General features: G+C 65.4%; 20 protein-coding genes. 13 read left to right on the top strand and 7 right to left on the bottom strand.

The features are described from left to right. Positions 1 to 3 precede the first annotated feature (3 nt). Together SPR01S_RS07440 and SPR01S_RS07445 are read right to left on the bottom strand one after the other, a co-directional pair. On the bottom strand, positions 4 to 1266 hold the full coding sequence (locus SPR01S_RS07440; RefSeq protein WP_066587334.1) for a cytochrome P450: 1263 nt from the start codon (positions 1264 to 1266) through the stop codon (positions 4 to 6). A gap of 24 nt (positions 1267 to 1290) precedes the next feature. Then, positions 1291 to 3156, bottom strand: a complete 1866-nt coding sequence (locus SPR01S_RS07445; RefSeq protein ID WP_066587337.1) for a non-ribosomal peptide synthetase — start codon at positions 3154 to 3156, stop codon at positions 1291 to 1293. Between the two features lie 165 nt (positions 3157 to 3321). Here SPR01S_RS07445 and SPR01S_RS07450 point away from each other — a divergent pair, with 165 nt between their 5' ends. Together SPR01S_RS07450 and SPR01S_RS07455 are read left to right on the top strand one after the other, a co-directional pair. Beyond that, complete coding sequence (locus tag SPR01S_RS07450; protein WP_066587339.1) at positions 3322 to 4350, top strand: acyltransferase family protein; 1029 nt, start codon at positions 3322 to 3324, stop codon at positions 4348 to 4350. Further along, positions 4347 to 5564 (top strand): alpha/beta hydrolase, encoded by a 1218-nt coding sequence (locus SPR01S_RS07455; protein ID WP_084251019.1) that lies wholly within the window; start codon positions 4347 to 4349, stop codon positions 5562 to 5564. Before SPR01S_RS07450 ends, SPR01S_RS07455 begins: the two co-directional genes overlap by 4 nt. 22 nt (positions 5565 to 5586) lie before the next feature. On the opposite strand, the gene maiA is transcribed toward SPR01S_RS07455, so the two are convergent. The 5 genes from maiA to SPR01S_RS07480 form a co-directional block, all read right to left on the bottom strand. Then, the gene (gene maiA, locus SPR01S_RS07460; protein ID WP_066587342.1) at positions 5587 to 6216 is read right to left on the bottom strand and encodes a maleylacetoacetate isomerase; all 630 of its coding nucleotides are present in this window, start codon (positions 6214 to 6216) and stop codon (positions 5587 to 5589) included. After that, complete coding sequence (locus SPR01S_RS07465) at positions 6213 to 7304, bottom strand: AI-2E family transporter (RefSeq protein WP_439646728.1); 1092 nt, start codon at positions 7302 to 7304, stop codon at positions 6213 to 6215. The genes maiA and SPR01S_RS07465 overlap by 4 nt, the downstream gene beginning before the upstream one ends. After that, positions 7301 to 8305, bottom strand: coding sequence for a signal peptidase I (lepB, locus tag SPR01S_RS07470; RefSeq protein ID WP_066587345.1), 1005 nt, complete (start codon positions 8303 to 8305; stop codon positions 7301 to 7303). The genes SPR01S_RS07465 and lepB overlap by 4 nt, the downstream gene beginning before the upstream one ends. Further along, on the bottom strand, positions 8302 to 8748 hold the full coding sequence (gene acpS / locus SPR01S_RS07475) for a holo-ACP synthase (RefSeq protein ID WP_066587347.1): 447 nt from the start codon (positions 8746 to 8748) through the stop codon (positions 8302 to 8304). Before acpS ends, lepB begins: the two co-directional genes overlap by 4 nt. Positions 8749 to 8908: 160 nt before the next feature. Then, positions 8909 to 9649, bottom strand: a complete 741-nt coding sequence (locus SPR01S_RS07480) for a pyridoxine 5'-phosphate synthase (protein WP_066587349.1) — start codon at positions 9647 to 9649, stop codon at positions 8909 to 8911. A gap of 180 nt (positions 9650 to 9829) precedes the next feature. On the opposite strand from SPR01S_RS07480, the gene coxB reads away from it, so the two are divergent. From coxB to SPR01S_RS07530, 11 genes are all read left to right on the top strand, one after another. Beyond that, positions 9830 to 11005, top strand: a complete 1176-nt coding sequence (gene coxB / locus SPR01S_RS07485; protein WP_066587351.1) for a cytochrome c oxidase subunit II — start codon at positions 9830 to 9832, stop codon at positions 11003 to 11005. A 3-nt stretch (positions 11006 to 11008) separates the two neighbouring features. Next, complete coding sequence (ctaD, locus tag SPR01S_RS07490; protein WP_066587353.1) at positions 11009 to 12718, top strand: cytochrome c oxidase subunit I; 1710 nt, start codon at positions 11009 to 11011, stop codon at positions 12716 to 12718. Positions 12719 to 12824: 106 nt separating this feature from the next. Further along, the gene (locus tag SPR01S_RS07495) at positions 12825 to 13721 is read left to right on the top strand and encodes a heme o synthase (protein WP_066587356.1); all 897 of its coding nucleotides are present in this window, start codon (positions 12825 to 12827) and stop codon (positions 13719 to 13721) included. Beyond that, positions 13718 to 13852: a cytochrome c oxidase system small membrane protein gene (locus tag SPR01S_RS22115; protein ID WP_281178775.1), complete on the top strand. Its 135-nt coding sequence runs from the start codon at positions 13718 to 13720 to the stop codon at positions 13850 to 13852. The genes SPR01S_RS07495 and SPR01S_RS22115 overlap by 4 nt, the downstream gene beginning before the upstream one ends. Further along, positions 13852 to 14391, top strand: a complete 540-nt coding sequence (locus SPR01S_RS07500; RefSeq protein ID WP_066587358.1) for a cytochrome c oxidase assembly protein — start codon at positions 13852 to 13854, stop codon at positions 14389 to 14391. The genes SPR01S_RS22115 and SPR01S_RS07500 overlap by 1 nt, the downstream gene beginning before the upstream one ends. A gap of 33 nt (positions 14392 to 14424) precedes the next feature. Continuing rightward, the gene (locus tag SPR01S_RS07505; protein ID WP_066587360.1) at positions 14425 to 15339 is read left to right on the top strand and encodes a cytochrome c oxidase subunit 3; all 915 of its coding nucleotides are present in this window, start codon (positions 14425 to 14427) and stop codon (positions 15337 to 15339) included. Further along, positions 15339 to 15737: a DUF983 domain-containing protein gene (locus SPR01S_RS07510; protein ID WP_066587366.1), complete on the top strand. Its 399-nt coding sequence runs from the start codon at positions 15339 to 15341 to the stop codon at positions 15735 to 15737. Before SPR01S_RS07505 ends, SPR01S_RS07510 begins: the two co-directional genes overlap by 1 nt. After that, entirely contained in the window at positions 15734 to 16342 is a 609-nt protein-coding gene (locus SPR01S_RS07515; RefSeq protein WP_066587373.1) for an SURF1 family protein, read from the top strand. The genes SPR01S_RS07510 and SPR01S_RS07515 overlap by 4 nt, the downstream gene beginning before the upstream one ends. Positions 16343 to 16344: 2 nt before the next feature. Beyond that, the gene (gene thrC / locus SPR01S_RS07520; RefSeq protein ID WP_066587376.1) at positions 16345 to 17745 is read left to right on the top strand and encodes a threonine synthase; all 1401 of its coding nucleotides are present in this window, start codon (positions 16345 to 16347) and stop codon (positions 17743 to 17745) included. Between the two features lie 115 nt (positions 17746 to 17860). Then, entirely contained in the window at positions 17861 to 18730 is an 870-nt protein-coding gene (locus SPR01S_RS07525) for a class I SAM-dependent methyltransferase (protein WP_066587379.1), read from the top strand. Then, positions 18727 to 19107 carry a hypothetical protein gene (locus SPR01S_RS07530; RefSeq protein ID WP_066587383.1) on the top strand — a complete coding sequence of 127 codons (381 nt, stop codon included), beginning with the start codon at positions 18727 to 18729 and terminating at the stop codon, positions 19105 to 19107. The genes SPR01S_RS07525 and SPR01S_RS07530 overlap by 4 nt, the downstream gene beginning before the upstream one ends. Positions 19108 to 19111 lie beyond the last annotated feature (4 nt).

Here is a 19111-nt window from a genome sequence, read left to right on the forward strand (position 1 = left end):
GTGTCAGCCCGCGACGGGACGGAAAGCGAGCGGCAAGGCAGACAGGCCACGCAGCCCCGAATTGGTCCGCCATTCGAGCGTGCTCTCCGGCACCGCGACGCGAATGTCCTCCATCCGAGCGAGCAACGCGAGGTAAGAGATTCGCGCTTCCATTCGCGCCAGCGCAGCACCGAAGCAGAAATGCGCCGCCCAGCCGAAGGCGAGATGGCGGTTATCGGTACGGGTGAGGTCGAGCTCGTCGGGATTGGGGAAGCGCTCGGGGTCGCGATTGCCGGCAGCCATTACCGCCATCACCGCCTCGCCCTTCTTCATCAGCTTGCCGCCGATCTCGGTGTCCTGCTTGACGATGCGCGCGGTGTGCTGGCTCGGCGTCTCGTAGCGCAGCAATTCCTCGACCGCAGGTTCGATGATCTCGGGATGCGCGCGCAATTGCGCCATCTTGTCGGGCTGGCGAGTGAGCGTCAGGATGCCGTTGCCGATCAGATTGGTGGTGGTCTCCTGCCCGCCGACCATCGTCACGATGGTATTGGCGACGACCTCGTCCTCGGACAGGCGCTGGCCGTCGACCTCGGCGTCCATCAGCGATCGGATCAGCCCGTCATGCGGATTACGTTCCTGCTCGCGCACCGCATCGCGGAAATAGCCGGTCATGTCGGCGACGCATTTCAGCACGTCGCGGATGCGGTCGGGATTGTGCTGGAAGTTGCCGAGCATCTCGGCGAACGTCGCCGACCAGGATTTGAGCTGGCGATGATCCTCGAGCGGCACGCCGAGCAGCCCGGCGGTGACGATCGCGGGGAACGGCTCTGCGAAATCGGCGATCAGCTCGCACTCGCCGCCCTTGGCGGCCTCGTCGATCAGGCCGTGCGCGATCTCGCGGACCTTGTCTTCCATCGCCTCGACCCGCCGCGGGGTGAAGGCGCTCATGCAAAGCTTGCGCAGGCGGGTATGGTCGGGCGCGTCGAGGAACAGCATTTGGCGCGCCATCAGGTCGGCGACCGGGCCGAGCGAGGGCAGGCCAAGCGCTTCCATCTTCTTCGGATCGGGCGTGCGGTCGGCGCTGAATTCCTTCAGCACGAAATGCACGTCCTCATACCGCGTCACGACCCAGGTGTGCATGAACGGATCCCACGTCACCGGCGCTTCCTCGCGGAGGCGGCGGTAGAAGGGGAAGGGATCGGCGTGGACCTTGGGATCGAGCAGCTGGAACAGGCTGAGGCTCGGATCGAACGGCTGCGCCGCGGCGATGGGCGATTGCTCGGTCATGTCTGTCGGCTCTCCGTTCGGCCGTTATTGCTGGGCGCGGCTGGCCGCTTCGTCGTCGTCCATCGCCTCGATCATCGCGAAGACGATCTCCTCGATCCGCGCGGCAAGCTGGCGGATGGTCGGGGCCTGGAACAGGTCGCGCAGCGTCAAATCGATGCCGAATGCCTCGCCCGCGCGCAGCACCACCTGGGTGCCGAGCAGCGAATGGCCGCCAAGCAGGAAGAAATTGTCGTCTACCCCGACATTGCCGCGGCCAAGCACGCCTTCGAGAATCTCGGCGAGCTTTTCTTCCGCCGGCGTCTCGGGCGCGGCGAAGCCGGCCGAGGCGAGCGCGTTGGCGTCGCTCGCTTCGGGCAGGGCACGCTTGTCAAGCTTGCCGTTGGCGGTGAGCGGTAGCGCGTCCATCCGGACGAACGCGCCGGGGATCATATATTCGGGCAAGGTCTTGCCGAGGAATTCGCGCAGCTCCTCGGCCGACAGCGGGTCCTTTTCGACGACATAAGCGACCAGCATGTCGCCGCCGTCCGGCGATGGCGCCGCGACGACCGCGCCCGAGCGGACGCCCGAATGGGTGCGCAGGACGCTGGCGGTTTCCTCGGGCTCGACGCGATGGCCGCGCACCTTGGCCTGGTCGTCGACGCGGCCGTGGAAGGTGATCTGGCCGTCGGGGCGCCAGGCGGCGCGGTCGCCGGTGCGATAGAAACGCTCGCCGTCGATCGTGACGAACGCGGCGGCGGTGAGGTCGGGCTGGTGGCGATAGCCGCGCGCGACCTGCGGGCCGCCGATATAGATTTCGCCTTGTTCGCCGTCAGCGACGGGGCGGCGCTCGGCGTCGAGAATCCGGATCGTCGTGCCATTGATCGGATAGCCGATCGCGGGAAGGCCGGTTTCCTCGTTGCCCGGCGGCACGATCGCCGAGGTGGCGACCACGGTGCACTCGGTCGGGCCGTAATTGTTGACCAGCGCGAAGGGCAGGCCGGGGCGCGGGCGGCCGAGCAGGCGGTCGGCGCCGGTCAGGATGTAGCGCAGCTTGGTGCCCACCGCCCAATCGTCGCGGACCAGGTCCTGCGCGAGCGCGGTGGGAACGAAAGCGACGGTGACGCCCTGGACGATCAGCCAGGCGCGCAGGCGTTCGTCAGAGGTGCGGACGTCGTCGGTCGCCAGCACGACCGAGGCGCCGGCGCACAGATAGGGCCAGACTTCCCAGACCGAGGCGTCGAAGCCGAGGCCGGCGAGGTGGCTGCCGCGATCCTCGGCGGTGACGCCGAACGCTTCGTTGTGCCAGCCGATCAGCCAGGAGAGATTGGCGTGCGTGACCTCGACGCCTTTGGGCTTGCCGGTCGTACCCGAGGTATAGATCACATAGGCTAGCGCATCGGGATCGTTGGGCGTCGGCGCGAGCGGCTCGGCGTCAGCGAGTTCGGGCGACTGCCAGTCGAGCGTGACGACCGGCGTCGGACTGTTTGGCAAGCGCGCGGCGGTGTCTTCGCGGCCGACGACGAGGGCGCAGGCGGCTTCCTCGACAATCGTCTGGAGGCGGCCATCGGGCCAACTCGGATCGAGCGGCAGATAGGCGGCACCCGCTTTCCAGGCGCCGAGCACGACGACCAATTGGTCGAACGAGCGTTCGAGGCACACGCCGACGAGCGATTCGCGACTGACACCGCGTGCCCGCAACCAGGCGGCGACACGGCTCGCCTGGGCGTCGAGCTCGGCATAGCTGAGCGTGCCGCACGGCGCGACCAGCGCGGTGGCATCGGGATGGCGCTCGGCGATCTCCGCGACGACATGCGGCGTCGAGAAGGGCGGCGCGGCGAAAGCGGCGACGCGGGTTGCCGGAGATTCGCCGCCCTGCGACGAATGGATCGATGCGGTGTGCTGACTAGCCATAGGCTCGCGCTTTACCGACCAGTCGTTTTGAAACGTTTAAAGCGGCGGCAACCTTCCCCTGCGCGATGTCCAACGATCGGCGGCCGAGAGCGAGAGAGCGGTAAAGACGGCGTTTACCATCGTCGCTCAACGGATCGAAACGGCTGCCCGGCAATATCCCATTCCATGGGGGAGGGCCTTCAGAACCGCGATGTCGCGTGGACATCACCCCCGCCGCGCGTCGAAAAGCAGCGCGTTTCGGGCATCGACTTGTTTCGCGGCGCGCTGGTCATCCTGGTCATCCTGGGACATTTCGCCGAACTGAGCCAACGCCACCATTTCCTGACCTGGTTCGGGGTCGGCTTTCGGATGCCGCTATTCATCGGTCTGACCGGCTATCTGTTCAACCTCGAACAGGCGCGGAGCCTGTCGTCGACCGGGCTGCTGCGAAAATATTATGACCGCATGGTGCTCCCCTGGCTCGCCGCTTGTGCGATGGCGTTGGTGATCACCGGATCGATCGACTGGTTCTCGCCCTTCTATGCGATGATCCGTCCGCCGTATCATTTGTGGTTCGTACCGGTCATTCTTGCCTTCATGTTCGCGGCGAAGCTGTGCCGCCTCGGTCCCGCGACGATGCTCGCGATCGCCATCCCGATCAGCATCGGGTCTATGTACGTGTTCGGCGTTGGGCACCATGTCTGGCAGTTCGACGCATGGACGCCCGACCGGCGCTATTTCATCTATCCGATCTATTTCGCGCTGGGGATGTGGGTCGCGCGTCGCCCCGCGCCGACGCATGAATATCGGCTGCTGCTGGTCGCGTTCACGGGGCTGTTGTGGTGGTCGCGCCTGTACGACCATCCCTCGACCGCGGCAGAGGCGGCCGCCGAACTGCTGCTGTGCGTCCCGCTGATCGTCTTGTTTCCCTGGCTGCGGCGGATAACGTTCGACGTCGCGTTGATCAGCGCGATCGGCCGGGACAGCCTGTTCTTCTACCTTTGGCACCCGCTGGTGTTCGCTTTGTGGTCTGCCTGGGGCTTTTCGGGCGCGCTGTTGCTGGCGTTGGCGGCCGGCACGACATTGGCGGCATGGACGGCGATCGCGCGCCTGCCCAATTTGTCGGGCGTGCTGGGCGTGCGGCCGGTCGCCCCGCCGGCTAATGCCCCCGCGGCCGGAATGCCCGACACCGCATCGCCGGAGGGCGCGGCATGAGCATGGCGATCAGACTGTGCCGTACCGGCATGATGACCATCGCCTGGATCATGGTGCTGCCGTGCCTGCTGATCCTGCTCGGCGCGATCGTGCCGATCGTCCCGTGGTTTCGCATCTATGCGTTGGGCGTCGTGCCCAACCACACGTCGTGGTTATTCCTCTGGGCGATCGTCGCCTTGTTGATCGGCTTGCTGGCGAACTCGCTATTCAAATCGCGGGCCGCGATCGCCATCGTCGTCACTGCGGTCGCGACTATCGCTCTGACGACTTGGGTAATGCTTCACCTGCTCTATATCGCGCAGGTCAACGGCGCGCGGATCAACGTGGTCAAAGCACTCGAATTGCGCGAGGTGCGTGACGGCGCGCGTCCCGACGAAAGTCGGGTCTATTCGCGACCGGGTGGCGAAGACCTCTGGCTCGACATCTATCATCCGGCGGGAACTCCAGCCAACACGCCAAGTCCGGTGCTGATCGCCGTGCATGGCGGCGGTTTCTTTCAGGGCAGCCGCTCGTCCGGCGCCGCGAACCAGCGTTGGTTCGCCGACCATGGCTGGACCGTGATCAGCATCGACTATCGGCTGGCCAGGGACGATCGGCCGACCTGGAATCTGGCCACGCGCGACGTGCAATGCGCGCTGGCCTGGACCGCCGCCAATGCGACGGCATTGCATATCGATCTCGATCGCGTGACGCTGACCGGCGGATCGGCCGGGGGCAGCCTGGCGATGGCGGCCGGATATCTGGCCGATGCCAAGCGCACCGACCCGGAATGCGGCCCGGCCATTCCGCATATCGCAGCCGTGGTTGCCAAGGCGCCGCTGATCGATGTCATCGGATCGTGGTATTATACGGGCGAATTGCGCGACGAGCAGCGTTCGTACCTGACACGCTATATCGGCGGATCGCCGCGCGATTATCCCGAGCGTTATGCCGCGATCGACTTGCGCAAGTTTCAGTTCCCCAGCAATCCGCCGACTCTGATCCTGAGCGGCGCGTCCGATCCCTTGCTATCGCCGGAAGCGGGGGCGGATTTCGTGCGTAGGGCGAAAGCCGGCGGGCTCGAAGTCCGCCGAATCCTGTTTCCCTATTCGGGGCATGATTTCAACACGACCTATAACAGCATCACCAACCAGGCGATGCGGCAGATCATCGCGCAATTCATCGTTGACCATGGAGCGGGGCCGAAACTGCCCGGACTGACGTTTACCGACTGATTTGGAGCCGTGAGTTCTATGCTCAGTCGGCGGGCTGGAACCGGTCGGGGTGTGCCGCCGCGATGGCGTCGATCGCGGTCAGCCGGGCGTCGATGTCCACCAGCCGGGGGAAGGCTTCGAGCGGTGTCTGCAACCGCCGGGCATTATACATCTGGGGCACCAAACAGACATCGGACAAATCGGGCGCCGCGCCGCCCAGAAAGGCGCCGCTGCCCGCCATGGCTTCCAGCGCGGTGAAGCCCTCGACGATCCAATGGCGGTACCAATCGTCGCGTGCCGACTGGTCGACGCCCATCTCGCTCAGCCGGCGCAGCACGCGCAGATTGTCGATCGGATGGATGTCGGCGGCGATCACCAGGGCGCGCTGCAAGGCCATGGCGCGGGCGAATGCGTCGGCCGGAATCAGCCGAGGGTCGGGGAAGCGCGCGTCGAGATAGTCGATGATCGCGAGGCTCTGGGCCAGAACATGGCCGTCAATCTCGAGCGTCGGCACCAGCCCCTGCGGATTGACCGCCAGATTATCCGGCGCAACCTGTTCGCGCTTGAGCAGATTGACGTCGTGGCGCTCATAATCGACCTGCTTCATCGCCAGAGCGATGCGGACGCGGTAGCTGGCCGACGAGCGCCAATAATCGTGCAGCCTGATCGTCACAGCATGCCCATGCCGGCGGCGGCGGCCTCGGCATCCTCTTCGGCGGTGCGTTCCGAATTGCGCTCGAGGGCGACCTTGATCATCGCGGTGAGCGGGTCGGCGAGCGCGAGCCCGAGCACGCCGAACAGGGTCGAAGCCAGGATCTGCATCGACAGGGTCAGCGCCGGCGGCAGATCGACCGTGCGCCGCGCGACCAACGGAATCACGACCCAGCCGTCGAACGTCTGGACGACGAAATAGATCGCGATCGCAGTCAGCCCCTTGTCCATCCCCGCACTGAAGCCGACCGACACCATCAATACGCCACTGACGAACGCGCCGATATTGGGAATGAAGGCAAGCATGCCGGTGATAATGCCGAGCACCAGCGCCATCGGAATGTCGAACAGACTGAGCGCGATCCACGTCACCACGCCTTCGAACGCCATGCCCGCCAGTCGCCCCGCAAGCAGGCGGCGGAGCTGCTTCGCCATCCGCGCCAGCGTGATCGAGAATTCGCCGCGATAATCGCTCGGCACCATCCATTGCAGCCCGCGATCGTAGATCCTGGGCTCCATCGCGACGAACAGGCCGATCACCATGATCATGAACAATGTGGTGACCGCGCCCAGCGCAGTACCGATCCAGCTGGTCAGCTTGCCGACCGACCCCAATGCCTGTTGCGCCAGACCCTTGAAGTCGTCGGCGCCCGGCAGGATGCCCTGCGCGGCCGCCCATTGCGATAGTCGGTCGGCCTGGATTTCGAGCGTCGCCTGGAGCTGCTGGAACTGGATCACCACGCCGGCGCCGGTCTTGTAAAAGACGGTTCCGATGAAGGCGATCGTCAGGACGACGACGATCAGCAGTCGCCAGCCGCGCGGAATCGGCAGGGCGCGTCCCAACAGCCGGACGCCGCCATCGAGCATCGAGGCGAATACCAGACCCGCCAGGATGATCAGGATCGGCTGGATCAGGATCACGACCAGCGCCATCGTCGCGGCGAGTCCCAGCCAGACGGCCGCGCGCTTCAACTCGCGGCGCATCTCGGGATCGCGCATCTCGTTGGGGCTGGGCTCGGCGACCAGCGTGGGGGTGTCTTCAGCCACTATTTATCCCGCGCCGGGTGGAGCGAGGTACCGGCGCGGCCACCGCGCAGGCCGCCCCACCAGGTCAGCGGGTTCCAGGTCGCGCTGCCGTTCTTGGAAAAGGTAATGAACTCGGCGCGGCCGCCAATATATTCCCACGGCACCGGCCCGCCGAGCCCGCCCTGGTCGAGCGCGATGCGGCTGTCGGCGGAACGTTCGCGATTGTCGCCCATCAGAAAGACATGATTGGCCGGAACCGTGATCGGACCGTAATTGTCGCCTTCGTAATAATTCGGATCGCTGCCCGGTGTGCTCCGGCTGAGGTCGACGGTTTCGAAGCTGCGCCCATTGGGCAGCGTCTCGCGGACCAGCGGCAACCGGCAGAAATGCTTGTTCGCCGGACCCTGCAGCCCGCCGGGGATGTCGCAGGTCGTGCCATATTCCTGACCGGTCAGCGCGACGCCGCCATAATCGGGCAGATCGACATAATGGACCGGGCCGCGCTTCACCGGCACGTTGTTGATGAACACGACGCCGTTGCGGACCTCGATCCGGTCCCCCGGCAGGCCGATAACGCGCTTGATATAATCGGTGTTGCGCCCCGGCGGCGTGACGATGACGACATCGCCGCGTTCGGGCAACCGGCCGAACAGCCGGCCATGGATGAACGGCAATTGCACGCCCCAGCTTTCCTGCGGCTTGTGCTCGACCAGGTCGCGCCACATCGCAGCGGGATTGGGTAAAGTGGGCGAGATGAACGACCAGCCATAAGCATATTTGGCGACGACCAGCTGATCGCCGACCTCCAGCCCGGGCAGCATCGATTCGGATGGGATGTAGAACGGCTTGGCGATGAAACTGTGGAAGCCCAGCACGGCCAGGATCAGCCAGAAGATGCCGGCAATCTCCTTCCAGACGGCGCGTGCGCGCGCGCGCCACTTGTCGGCGGGAGCAGGGACCGCGGGTTCCACCGGGGTCGCCGCGGGCTCGAATTCTCCGTCGTTCAACGCCAACTCGTCACTCATTCACCGATTCCGATAGCAATTGCCGACCCGATAGCATCATTCGGCGCGGGCCGCGCCTCGATCACCACGAATGCCTGCGCCCAGGGGTGATCGTCGGTTAGTGTTACATGTATATAAGACACGTGACCAGCCGGCGTGATCGCGTCGAGTCTGGCCTTGGCGCCGCCACTCAGCGCCAGGGTCGGCGCGCCCGACCGCGCGTTGACCACGCCGATATCCTTCATGAACACGCCGGCTTTGAACCCGGTTCCGACCGCCTTGGAAAAGGCTTCCTTGGCGGCGAAGCGCTTGGCCAGCGTGCCCGCCTTGGTGAACGGTCGGCGATTCGCCTTGGCGCGTTCGATGTCGGTGAAGACGCGATTCTCGAACCGCTCGCCGAAGCGATCGAGCGAATTCTGGATCCGCTCGATATTGCAGAGGTCCGAGCCCATGCCGATGATCATGTGCAGGCCAATTCCTCCCCCAGCTCGCTGGGGGAGGGGGACCGCCGGCGCAGCCGGTGGTGGCGGGGCCTGGGCGGTACCAGATTAGCCCCTCCACCATCGCTCCGCGATGGTCCCCCTCCCCGAGCAAGCTCGGGGAGGACCTTGTCGTCGGCTACTTTCACCGCGCCTCGTCCATCAGCGCGCGCATCCGCCGCACCACCGGCGCCAACCCGTCGAAGATCGCCTCGCCGATCAGGAAATGGCCGATATTGAGTTCGCGAATCTGCGCGATCGCGGCGATCGGCACGACATTGTCGAAGGTCAGGCCGTGGCCGGCATGCGCTTCGATCCCGTTCTTGGCGGCGAGCGCGGCGGCATCGGCGATTCGGCGGAGTTCGACGGCGCGTTCTTCGCCGTCCAGTTCGCAATAGCGGCCGGTATGGATCTCGACGACCGGCGCGCCGAGACTCATCGCCGCCTCGATCTGGCGCGGATCGGGCTCGATGAACAGCGACACGCGGATATTGGCCGCGCCCAATGCGCGAACCATCGGCGCCAAGTGATTATGCTGGCCGGCGGCATCGAGCCCGCCTTCGGTGGTGCGCTCCTCGCGCTTTTCGGGAACGATGCAGGCGGCGTGCGGGCGATGACGCAGCGCTATCTCCAGCATCTCGTCGGTCGCCGCCATTTCGAGATTGAGCGGAATCGGAAGCTCGGCCGATAGCCGCGCGATATCCTGGTCGGTGATGTGGCGACGATCCTCGCGGAGATGCGCGGTGATCCCGTCGGCGCCAGCATCGGCCGCAAGCAAGGCGGCGCGCACGGGGTCGGGATAGCCCGAGCCGCGCGCGTTGCGCACGGTCGCGACATGGTCGATATTGACGCCCAGGCGCAGGCGTTCGGAAGGGAAACCGCTCATCTGGCGCCCCAGATACGGGTCCGGTTCGAGGCGCGCAACGCCATGTCGCTGCGAAAATCGACTCCCGCGCTTGAAGATTGCGATGCGAGCGGCGTATAGGCCCGGGCCAGACGGGCCAAACCCGCGACTGACCGGGCCGCTGCCGCGGCTCAAATGCTTTGAACAGGGTGACGCGACAATATGCGCTTTATCGGTGTGAAAACTGCGATGCTGGCGGCGGGGCTGATGCTCGCCGGCGCCGGCCAGGCCGCGCCACAGGCGCCCGCGGCACCGCCGCCCGCGACCGCCGCGACTCCGGCAGCGACGACGACGGCTCCTGCCGCTACCGCTGCCACGGCGGCGGACGCCAAGGCGACTCCGGCCGCGGCGACACCGGCCGCGAACGATCCGCTGCTGTCGATGGACGGCGCGCCGCCGATGAAGCCGACGGCCGGTATCGGCCAGCCGGTCGACGGCGAAATCGGTCTGCAGCCCCAGGTCACCAAGAATGGCGAGCGCGCCGCCGGCTTCCACAATCACTGGCTGGTGCCGACGATCACCATCATTTCGGTGTTCGTGCTGATCCTTCTCTTCATCGTGATGATCCGGTTCAACCGCCGGTCGAATCCGGTGCCGTCGAAGACCGCGCACAACACGGCGATCGAAGTCGTCTGGACGCTCGTCCCGGTCCTGATCCTCGTGGTCCTGGCGATCCCCTCGATCGGGTTGCTCCAGGCGCAGTTCGCGCCCCCTCCGAAGAGCGCAATCACGCTCAAGGTGACCGGCAACCAATGGTATTGGACCTATTCGTATCCCGACAATGGCGGCTTTGAGATCACCTCGAACCTGCTCAAGGAAAAGGATGAGGTTGCTCCCGGCGAGCGCGCGCGCACCGACGATGATGGCCCCCGCCTGCTCGCGGTCGACAATCGCGTCGTGCTGCCGGTCGGCGTACCGATCCGTCTCCAGACCACTTCGGCCGACGTGATCCACTCGTGGGCGATCCCGGCCTTCTGGATCAAGCTTGACGCCGTCCCGGGCCGCCTGAACGAAACCAGCTTCACGATCGAGAAGCCGGGCCTCTATTTCGGCCAGTGTTCGGAACTATGCGGGCCCAAGCACGGCTACATGCCGATCGCGGTCGAGGCCGTGCCGCTCGATGTCTACAACAAATGGGTGGTCGCCAAGGGCGGCAAGGTTGCCGGGGCCGCCGAGCCGGCGGCAGCCGCGCCTGCCGACGCCAATGCCTCGGCTCCGGCCGACGCCAATGCGGCCGCGCCCGCGGGCCCGACCGCCGGCAACGCCGCAACGCCGGCGCCCGTTACGAATCAAGCCGCCACCGCCAACCCGGCGGGTGCCGGCAACACCGGAAACTGATCAATGAGCGATATTGCCCTCACGCCCAACGCCTTCGAGGCGCATCATGGCGGCCACGAGCATCATCATGACGCGGACCACAAGCCGGGCTTCTTCGCCCGCTGGTTCATGTCGACCAACCACAAGGACATCGGGACGCTGTACCTGATCTTCGCGATCACCGCGGGGATCATCGGCGGCGCGATTTCGGGCCTGATGCGCGCCGAGCTGATGCATCCGGGCATCCAGTTCCTCGGCCAATGGGCCAATACGCTCAATCACATCCGTGGCGGCGGCGACGTCAACATGGACCAGGCGCGCCACCTGTGGAACGTGCTGGTGACGGCACACGGGCTGATCATGGTGTTCTTCATGGTCATGCCGGCGATGATCGGCGGGTTCGGCAATTGGTTCGTCCCGCTGATGATCGGTGCGCCGGACATGGCGTTCCCGCGCATGAACAACATCTCGTTCTGGCTGCTGATCCCCAGCTTCACCCTCCTGCTCGCCTCGCCCTTCTTCGGTGGCGCGGACGGCGGCGCGGGGACCGGCTGGACGGTCTATGCGCCGCTATCGACGCAGGAGGCTGGACCGTCGGTCGACATGGCGATCCTGTCGTTGCACCTGGCGGGCGCGAGCTCGATCCTGGGCGCGATCAATTTCATCACAACCATCTTCAACATGCGCGCGCCGGGCATGACGCTGCACAAGATGCCGCTGTTCGTGTGGTCGGTGCTGGTCACCGCGTTCCTGCTGTTGCTGGCGCTGCCGGTGCTCGCCGCGGCGATCACCATGCTGCTGACCGACCGCAATTTCGGCACGACCTTCTTCCAGGCCGAAGGCGGCGGTGACCCCATCCTCTACCAGCATCTGTTCTGGTTCTTCGGCCATCCCGAAGTGTACATCATGATCCTGCCGGGCTTCGGCATGATCAGCCAGATCATCGCGACCTTCTCCAAGAAGCCGGTGTTCGGCTATCTCGGCATGGCCTACGCGATGGTCGCGATCGGCGTGGTCGGGTTCATCGTGTGGGCGCACCACATGTTCACCACCGGTCTCAGCGTGAACACCAAGATGTACTTCACCGCCGCGACGATGGTCATCGCGGTCCCGACCGGCATCAAGATCTTCTCGTGGATCGCGACGATGTGGGGCGGTTCGATGAGCTTCAAGACCCCCATGGTCTGGGCGCTCGGCTTCATCTTCATGTTCACCGTCGGCGGCGTGACCGGTGTCGTCCTCGCCAATGGGGGCGTCGACGACTACATGCAGGACACCTATTACGTGGTGGCGCACTTCCACTACGTGCTCAGCCTCGGTGCGGTGTTCTCGCTGTTCGCAGGCTTCTATTACTGGTTCCCGAAAATGTCGGGCCGGATGTACAACGAGTTCCTCGGCATCCTTCACTTCATCGTGTTCTTCATCGGCGTGAACGTGCTGTTCTTCCCGATGCACTTCCTGGGCCTGCAGGGCATGCCGCGGCGCTATCCGGACTATCCGAACGCTTTCGAGCATTACAACACGGTCGCGACCGTCGGGTACATGATCATGGCCGCGGGCATGGCGATCTTCTTCGTCAACCTGATCTGGTCGCTGGTCGCGGGGAAGAAGGCGCCTAACAACCCGTGGGGCGAAGGCGCGACGACGCTCGAATGGACGCTGTCGAGCCCGCCGCCGTTCCACCAGTTCGAGACGCTGCCCGTCATAGACGGGGGTGATTCCCACCATCATTGATCGGTACTGATCCGGCAACGGAGCGCCCCGGAAGTTTCCGGGGCGTTTTCGTTTCGGCGCATCGGCTTTGCATGTCGCCGCGAGCCGCTTATAGGCCCCTCAACCCATGACGACCGAGACGATCGCTCTTCCCGCCGACTGGCGCGATTTCCTGGCGCTGACCAAGCCCCGGGTGATGACGCTTGTCGTCTTCACGGGCCTGTGCGGCATGTTGGCGGCACCTGTCGCGATCCACCCGGTGATCGGCTTCACCGCCATCTTGTGCATCGCGCTCGGTGCGGGCGCGGCGGGAGCGCTCAATCAATGGTTCGAAGCCGATATCGACGCCAAGATGAAGCGCACGCGAGGACGGCCGCTGCCAGCTGGGCGGATGCGCCGCGACTCGGCGCTGCAATTCGGCGTCGGGCTGGGCGTCTTCTCGGTTCTACTGATGGGGCTTGCCACCAATCTGCTCGCGGCGGGCATCCTGACGGCATCGATCCTGTTCTACGTCTTCATCTACACGATCTGGCTGAAGCCGCGGACGCCGCAGAATATCGTCATCGGCGGTGCTGCCGGTGCCTTCCCGCCGCTGATTGGCTGGGCGGCGGCGACGGGTAGCCTCGCGCCGTTGCCGTTGCTGCTATTCGCCCTGGTGTTCCTATGGACGCCGCCGCATTTCTGGGCGCTCGCGCTGTTCGTGAAGACCGATTATGCCAATGCCGGCATCCCGATGCTGCCGGTAGTCGCGGGCGAGCGGCCGACCCGCCTCCATATCGGGCTCTATACCATCCCGATGGCGGTCGCCGCGGTGGCGCCCTGGCCGCTTGGCCTGACCGGGGCGATCTACGGCTGGGTAGCGGCAGTGGCCACGGCGTGGTTCGCGCTGCTGACCGCCCAGGTCACCTTCCGCACGACCGGTGCCGACGATCGCATGCGCCCCGAAAAGCGCCTGTTCGGCTATTCGGTTGCCTATCTCTTCATTCTGTTTGGCGCGGTTGTCGCCGATCGGTGGCTGGCATGACTCCCGACGAACAGCGACTCGCGGCGCAACGCCGCAACGCGCTCGCTCTGGCGCTGGTGCTGGGCGTACTGGTGATCCTGATCTTCGCGCTTGCAATCGCCAAGATCGGGTTGGGTTGGTCACACGGGTGATGGCGATGCAACGAACGACACGGACAGCGATTTTGGCAGCGATCGGCGTATGTTGCTCGACCGGCCTCGCCTGGGCCAGCGTGCCGCTCTATCGCATCTTCTGCCAGGCGACGGGCCTCAACGGCACCACGGGGCGCGCGTTGCGTGCGCCCGGCGCGGTCGACGGCAAGGTCACCGTCGCGTTCGACACCAACGTCGCGCCTGGCTTCAAATGGAATTTCAAGCCCGAGAACGAGTCGGAAACGATCGATATCGGCGCGCGCGACATGGCGTTCTTCGACGCGACCAACACGTCGAACCAGACGCTGACGGGCACGGCGACGTTCAACGTCACCCCAGCGCAGGCGGGGATATATTTCAAGAAAATCCAGTGCTTCTGCTTCACTCAGCAGACGCTCAAGCCCGGCGAGTCGCAACGCATGCCGGTGATCTTCTTCGTCGATCCGGCGATCCTCAAGGATCCGGACGCACGCGATATCCAGACCATCACGCTCAGCTATACGTTTTACCCGGTAGATTCCGCGAAAACGTCAAGCTAGAGGCCTAATCAAACCAGTCTAACGGGGACCGACATGGCCGGCGCCAAGAACCACGATTATCATATCCTGCAACCCGATCCCTGGCCGATGATCGGCGCGATGTCCGCGCTGGTGCTGGCGTCGGGCGGCATCATGTGGATGAAGGGCGCGCACTACGGCTCGCTCGTGTTCGGGTTCGGCCTGATCTGCGTGCTGTTCACGATGTTCTCCTGGTGGTCGAACGTCATCAGGGAAGCGCATCAGGGCGATCATACCCCGGTCGTGCAGCTCCACATGCGCTACGGCATGGTGCTGTTCATCGCGTCGGAAGTGATGTTCTTCGTCGGCTGGTTCTGGGCGTTCTTCGACTTCTCGCTGTTCCCGGCGCCGGTCGTATGGGACGCCGCGAGCAAGACGGCGAGCCTGGCGACCGAGAATATCGCCGCCGCCTCGGTCTGGCCGCCCAAGGGCATCGAGGTCATCAACGCCTTCCAGTTCCCGCTGCTCAACACGATCATCCTGCTGCTGTCGGGCACCACGGTGACTTGGGCGCACCATGCGCTGATCCACAATCAGCGCGGCGGCGCGATGAAGGGCCTGTGGGGCCTGATCGGCGTCGGTGAGAATGACGGCGTCAAGAAGGGCTTGTGGCTGACGATCGTGCTCGGCGTGCTGTTCAGCTCGATCCAGGCATATGAATATTCGGAAGCGCCGTTCCCGTTCAAGGGCCTGAACTATGGCGCCTCGTTCTTCATGGCGACCGGGTTCCACGGCTTCCACGTGCTGGTCGGGACGATCTTCCTGACCATCAACCTGATCCGGGCGTACAAGGGCGACTTCACGCCGAAGCAGCATTTCGGCTTCGAGGCGGCTGCCTGGTACTGGCATTTCGTCGACGTCGTGTGGCTGTTCCTGTTCGTCACCATCTACGTCTGGGGCGGCTGGGGCGCACCCGTCCACGCCGGCTGATGACCGAGACGCGACCCGACGGGGGCCCTGCGCCCGCCGCGGTCGCGCCGGTTCAGGTCGCGCTGAAGGGTTTGTGTCCGCGATGCGGCAAGCCGACCCTGTTCGCCAGCTGGATACGATTCGCCGATAGCTGCCGCGCCTGCGGACTCGATTTTTCGACGTTCAACGTTGGCGACGGCCCTGCCGCGTTGCTGATCCTCGTTCTGGGCGGTGCAATCGTGGCGGCGGCGATCACACTCGAATTATCGGTGTCGCCGCCCTTCTGGGTTCATCTGCTCATTTGGATTCCGGTGACGGCGATCGCCGTACTGGGGGCATTACGCGTTTCGAAGGCAGGGCTGCTCGCGCTGGAATATCGCAACAAGGCGCGCGAATATCGCAGTGAGGGCCCGCGATGAAGCGCTTCCCAATCGTCGCGACGATCCTGGTCGTGCTCGCGGCGGCGGCGATGATCGGGCTCGGGTTCTGGCAATTGCAGCGCCGCGAGCAGAAGCTCGCCTTACTCGCAGTGCTCGCCGCCAATCCATCGAAGCCGGCGATCGCCTTGCCCAACCCGCCGATCGGCGACGATTTGCTGTTCCGCAAGGCTGGCGCGTTCTGTCTGAAACCCGTCAGCTTCGCGCTCGACGGCGCGGGCAAGGCGGGTTTCCGCGTCATCGCGCGGTGCGCGACCGGGGCGGAAGGGCCGGGCTTCTCGGTCCAGCTCGGCACGACGCACGATCCGGAGTTTAAGCCGCACTGGGCCGGCGGCAAGGTCAACGGGATGATCAGCCACGCGCCGTCGGATCGACCGCTGATCGCCAGCCTTTTCGGCAAATCGGCGCCCCAGCCATTGCTCCTCGTCGCCGACACGCCGGCGCCCGGGCTGAGCGCCAACGAGATGCCCAGCGTCGACTCGATCCCCAACAACCATCTCGCCTATGCGGTGCAATGGTTCCTGTTCGCCGGGGTTGCGGTGATCATCTATCTGCTGGCGCTGCGCCGTCGCGCGCGTAAAGGGTGAATATGCATTATGTGAGTACGCGCGGGGCCGCGCCCGCGCTCGGTTTTCGTGAGGTCACGCTGGCCGGGCTGGCCAATGACGGCGGGCTCTACGTCCCCGAGGCGTGGCCGACGCTGAGCCGCGATGAGATCGCCGGGCTGGCCGGCCTGTCCTATGTCGAAACCGCGGTGCGGGTGATGGCGCCATTTGTCGGTGACGCGTTGACCGAGAACGAGCTGCGCGATCTGTGCACCCGGGCCTATGGCCGTTTCTCGCACGATGCGGTGACGCCTCTGGTGCAGCTCGACCATCACCATTGGCTACTCGAACTGTTCCACGGACCGACGCTGGCGTTCAAGGACGTCGCGCTGCAGTTGCTTGGCCTGTTGTTCGAGCGCTTCCTCCAGGGCACCGATCAGAAGCTGACCATCGTCGGCGCAACCAGCGGCGATACCGGGTCGGCCGCGATCGACGCCGTCGCGGGTCGGACCGGCGTCGAGATCTTCATGCTCCACCCCAAGGGTCGCGTGTCCGACGTCCAGCGCCGCCAGATGACCACGGTGTTGGCGCCTAACGTCCACAATATCGCGATCGAGGGCAGTTTCGACGACGCCCAGGCGATGGTGAAGGCGATGTTCAACGCCAATGCCGCCGGGACCGGGCCGCTCGGGCATTTGACGCTGTCGGCGGTCAATTCGATCAACTGGGCGCGGCTGATGGCGCAGGTGGTCTATTATTTCTATTCGGCCGTGCGGCTCGGCGCGCCCGAGCGGGCGATCGCCTTTTCGGTGCCGACGGGGAATTTCGGCGACGTGTTCGCCGGCTATGTCGCGGCGAAGATGGGGCTGCCGGTCGCGAAACTGATCGTCGCGACCAACGTGAACGACATCCTCCATCGTGCCCTGTCGAGTGGCGACTATTCGGCCGCCGGCGTGGTTGCGACACCGACGCCGTCAATGGACATCCAGGTCAGTTCGAATTTCGAGCGCTTGTTGTTCGACGTCGGCGGGCGCGACGGCGCGGCGATGGCGTCACAGATGGCGGGGTTCGAGGCATCCAAAGCGATGCGGCTGACCAACCAGCAGCGCGAGGGCGCCGCGCATCTGTTGTCGAGCGCGCGGATCGACCTTGACGACATGGCGCTGGCGATGCGCTGGGCGTGCGAGCGTGCCGGGCAGGTGATCGACCCGCATACCGCGATCGGGCTCGGCGCGGCGCGGCAGGCGGACGTGGATGCACCGATCGTGACGCTGGCGACCGCGCATCCGGCGAAATTCGGCGACGCGGTCGAGCGCGCGACCGGCGTGCGGCCGGTGTTGCCAGCGCGCGTCGGCGACCTGTTCGATCGCGAGGAACGATATGAGACCTTGCCGGCGACGTTCGAGGCGGTGACCGCGTACATTGCTGAGACGGCGCAAGCATGACGAACCTGCCCTCACCCTTCCCATCGCTAACGCGATGGGCCCCTTCCCTCTTCCGACGGGAGAGGGAGGGAGGCGCGAAGCGCCGGAAGGGTGAGGGCAGATTGGAGCCCAGACCATGAAGCTCGACACAATGATCGGCGAGCCCTGGGCCGATTACGGCCTCGTCGATTCCGGCCATGGCCGCAAACTCGAACGCTATGGCCGCTTCCGCTTCGTTCGCCCCGAGCCGCAAGCAATGTGGGCGCCGGCCAGTGCCGAGTGGAAGGCCGATGCGGAGTTCATTCCCGGATCGGACGAGGAAGGCGGCGGCCGTTGGCAATATAGCGGCCAGGTGCCGCGCGATGGCTGGCCGATGAAGTGGAGCGATGTCGCCTTCACCGCGCAGACCACGCCCTTTCGTCACCTGGGGTTCTTCCCCGACATGGCGCCGGTATGGACCTGGATGCGCGAACGGCTGGCGGGCGTCGACGAGGCGGAGGCGCTCAACCTGTTTGGCTATACCGGGGTGGGCACCCTCGCGCTGGCGTCCAGGGGCGTGAAGATGGTCCATGTCGACGCCTCCAAGAAATCGGTCGAAGGCGCGCGGGCCAATGCGCGGCTGGCCGGACTCGACGACCGGCCGGTACGCTGGATGGTCGACGATGCGACCAAGTTCGCCGCGCGCGAGGTCCGGCGGGGCAGGCGCTACGATGGCATCCTGCTCGATCCGCCCAAATTCGGCCGCGGCCCGGAGGGGGAGGTGTGGCGGCTCGAGGAAGGACTCCCCGGACTGATCCAGGACTGCCGCCAATTGCTCGACCACAAGTCGCGCTTTCTGTTCCTGACCGTCTATGCCGTGCGCATGTCCGCATTGGCGATCGGCGAACTGGTCAGCCAGGCTTTCGCCGATCTGCCCGGCAAGGTCGAGGCCGGCGAACTCGCCGTGCGCGAGGAAGCGCGCGGACTCTTGCTACCGACGGCGATCTGGGCGCGCTGGAGCCGGTGAGGCGGCTGCTCGCGCTGGGTGTCGCCATCCTACTGGCGGGGGGCTGCAATGACGCTTGCCGCAACGACATAGTGTCGATCGCTCCAGCGCCCGACGGCAAGCATCAGGTCGCGATGTTCTCGCGCGATTGCGGGGCGACCACGGGCCGCTCGACGCAGGTATCCGTACTCCGCGCCGGCGACGCGCCGACCACCGCCGGCAATGCTTTTGTTGCGGACGGCGGCACCGTGGCGACGGCTTGGGGCGGGCCGTGGACCGAAGTGGTCTGGCTGGCGCCCGACCGGCTACTGATCCGTTACGATTCGCGGGCCAGGACCTTCGAGAAAGTCGCGCGGATCAACGGCGTGGCCATCACTTACCAGCCCGTGGTGCGCTGACTTT

Origin of the sequence: Sphingomonas pruni NBRC 15498 (assembly GCF_001598455.1) — a bacterium.
In the GTDB taxonomy this organism is placed as follows: Bacteria; Pseudomonadota; Alphaproteobacteria; order Sphingomonadales; family Sphingomonadaceae; genus Sphingomonas; species Sphingomonas pruni.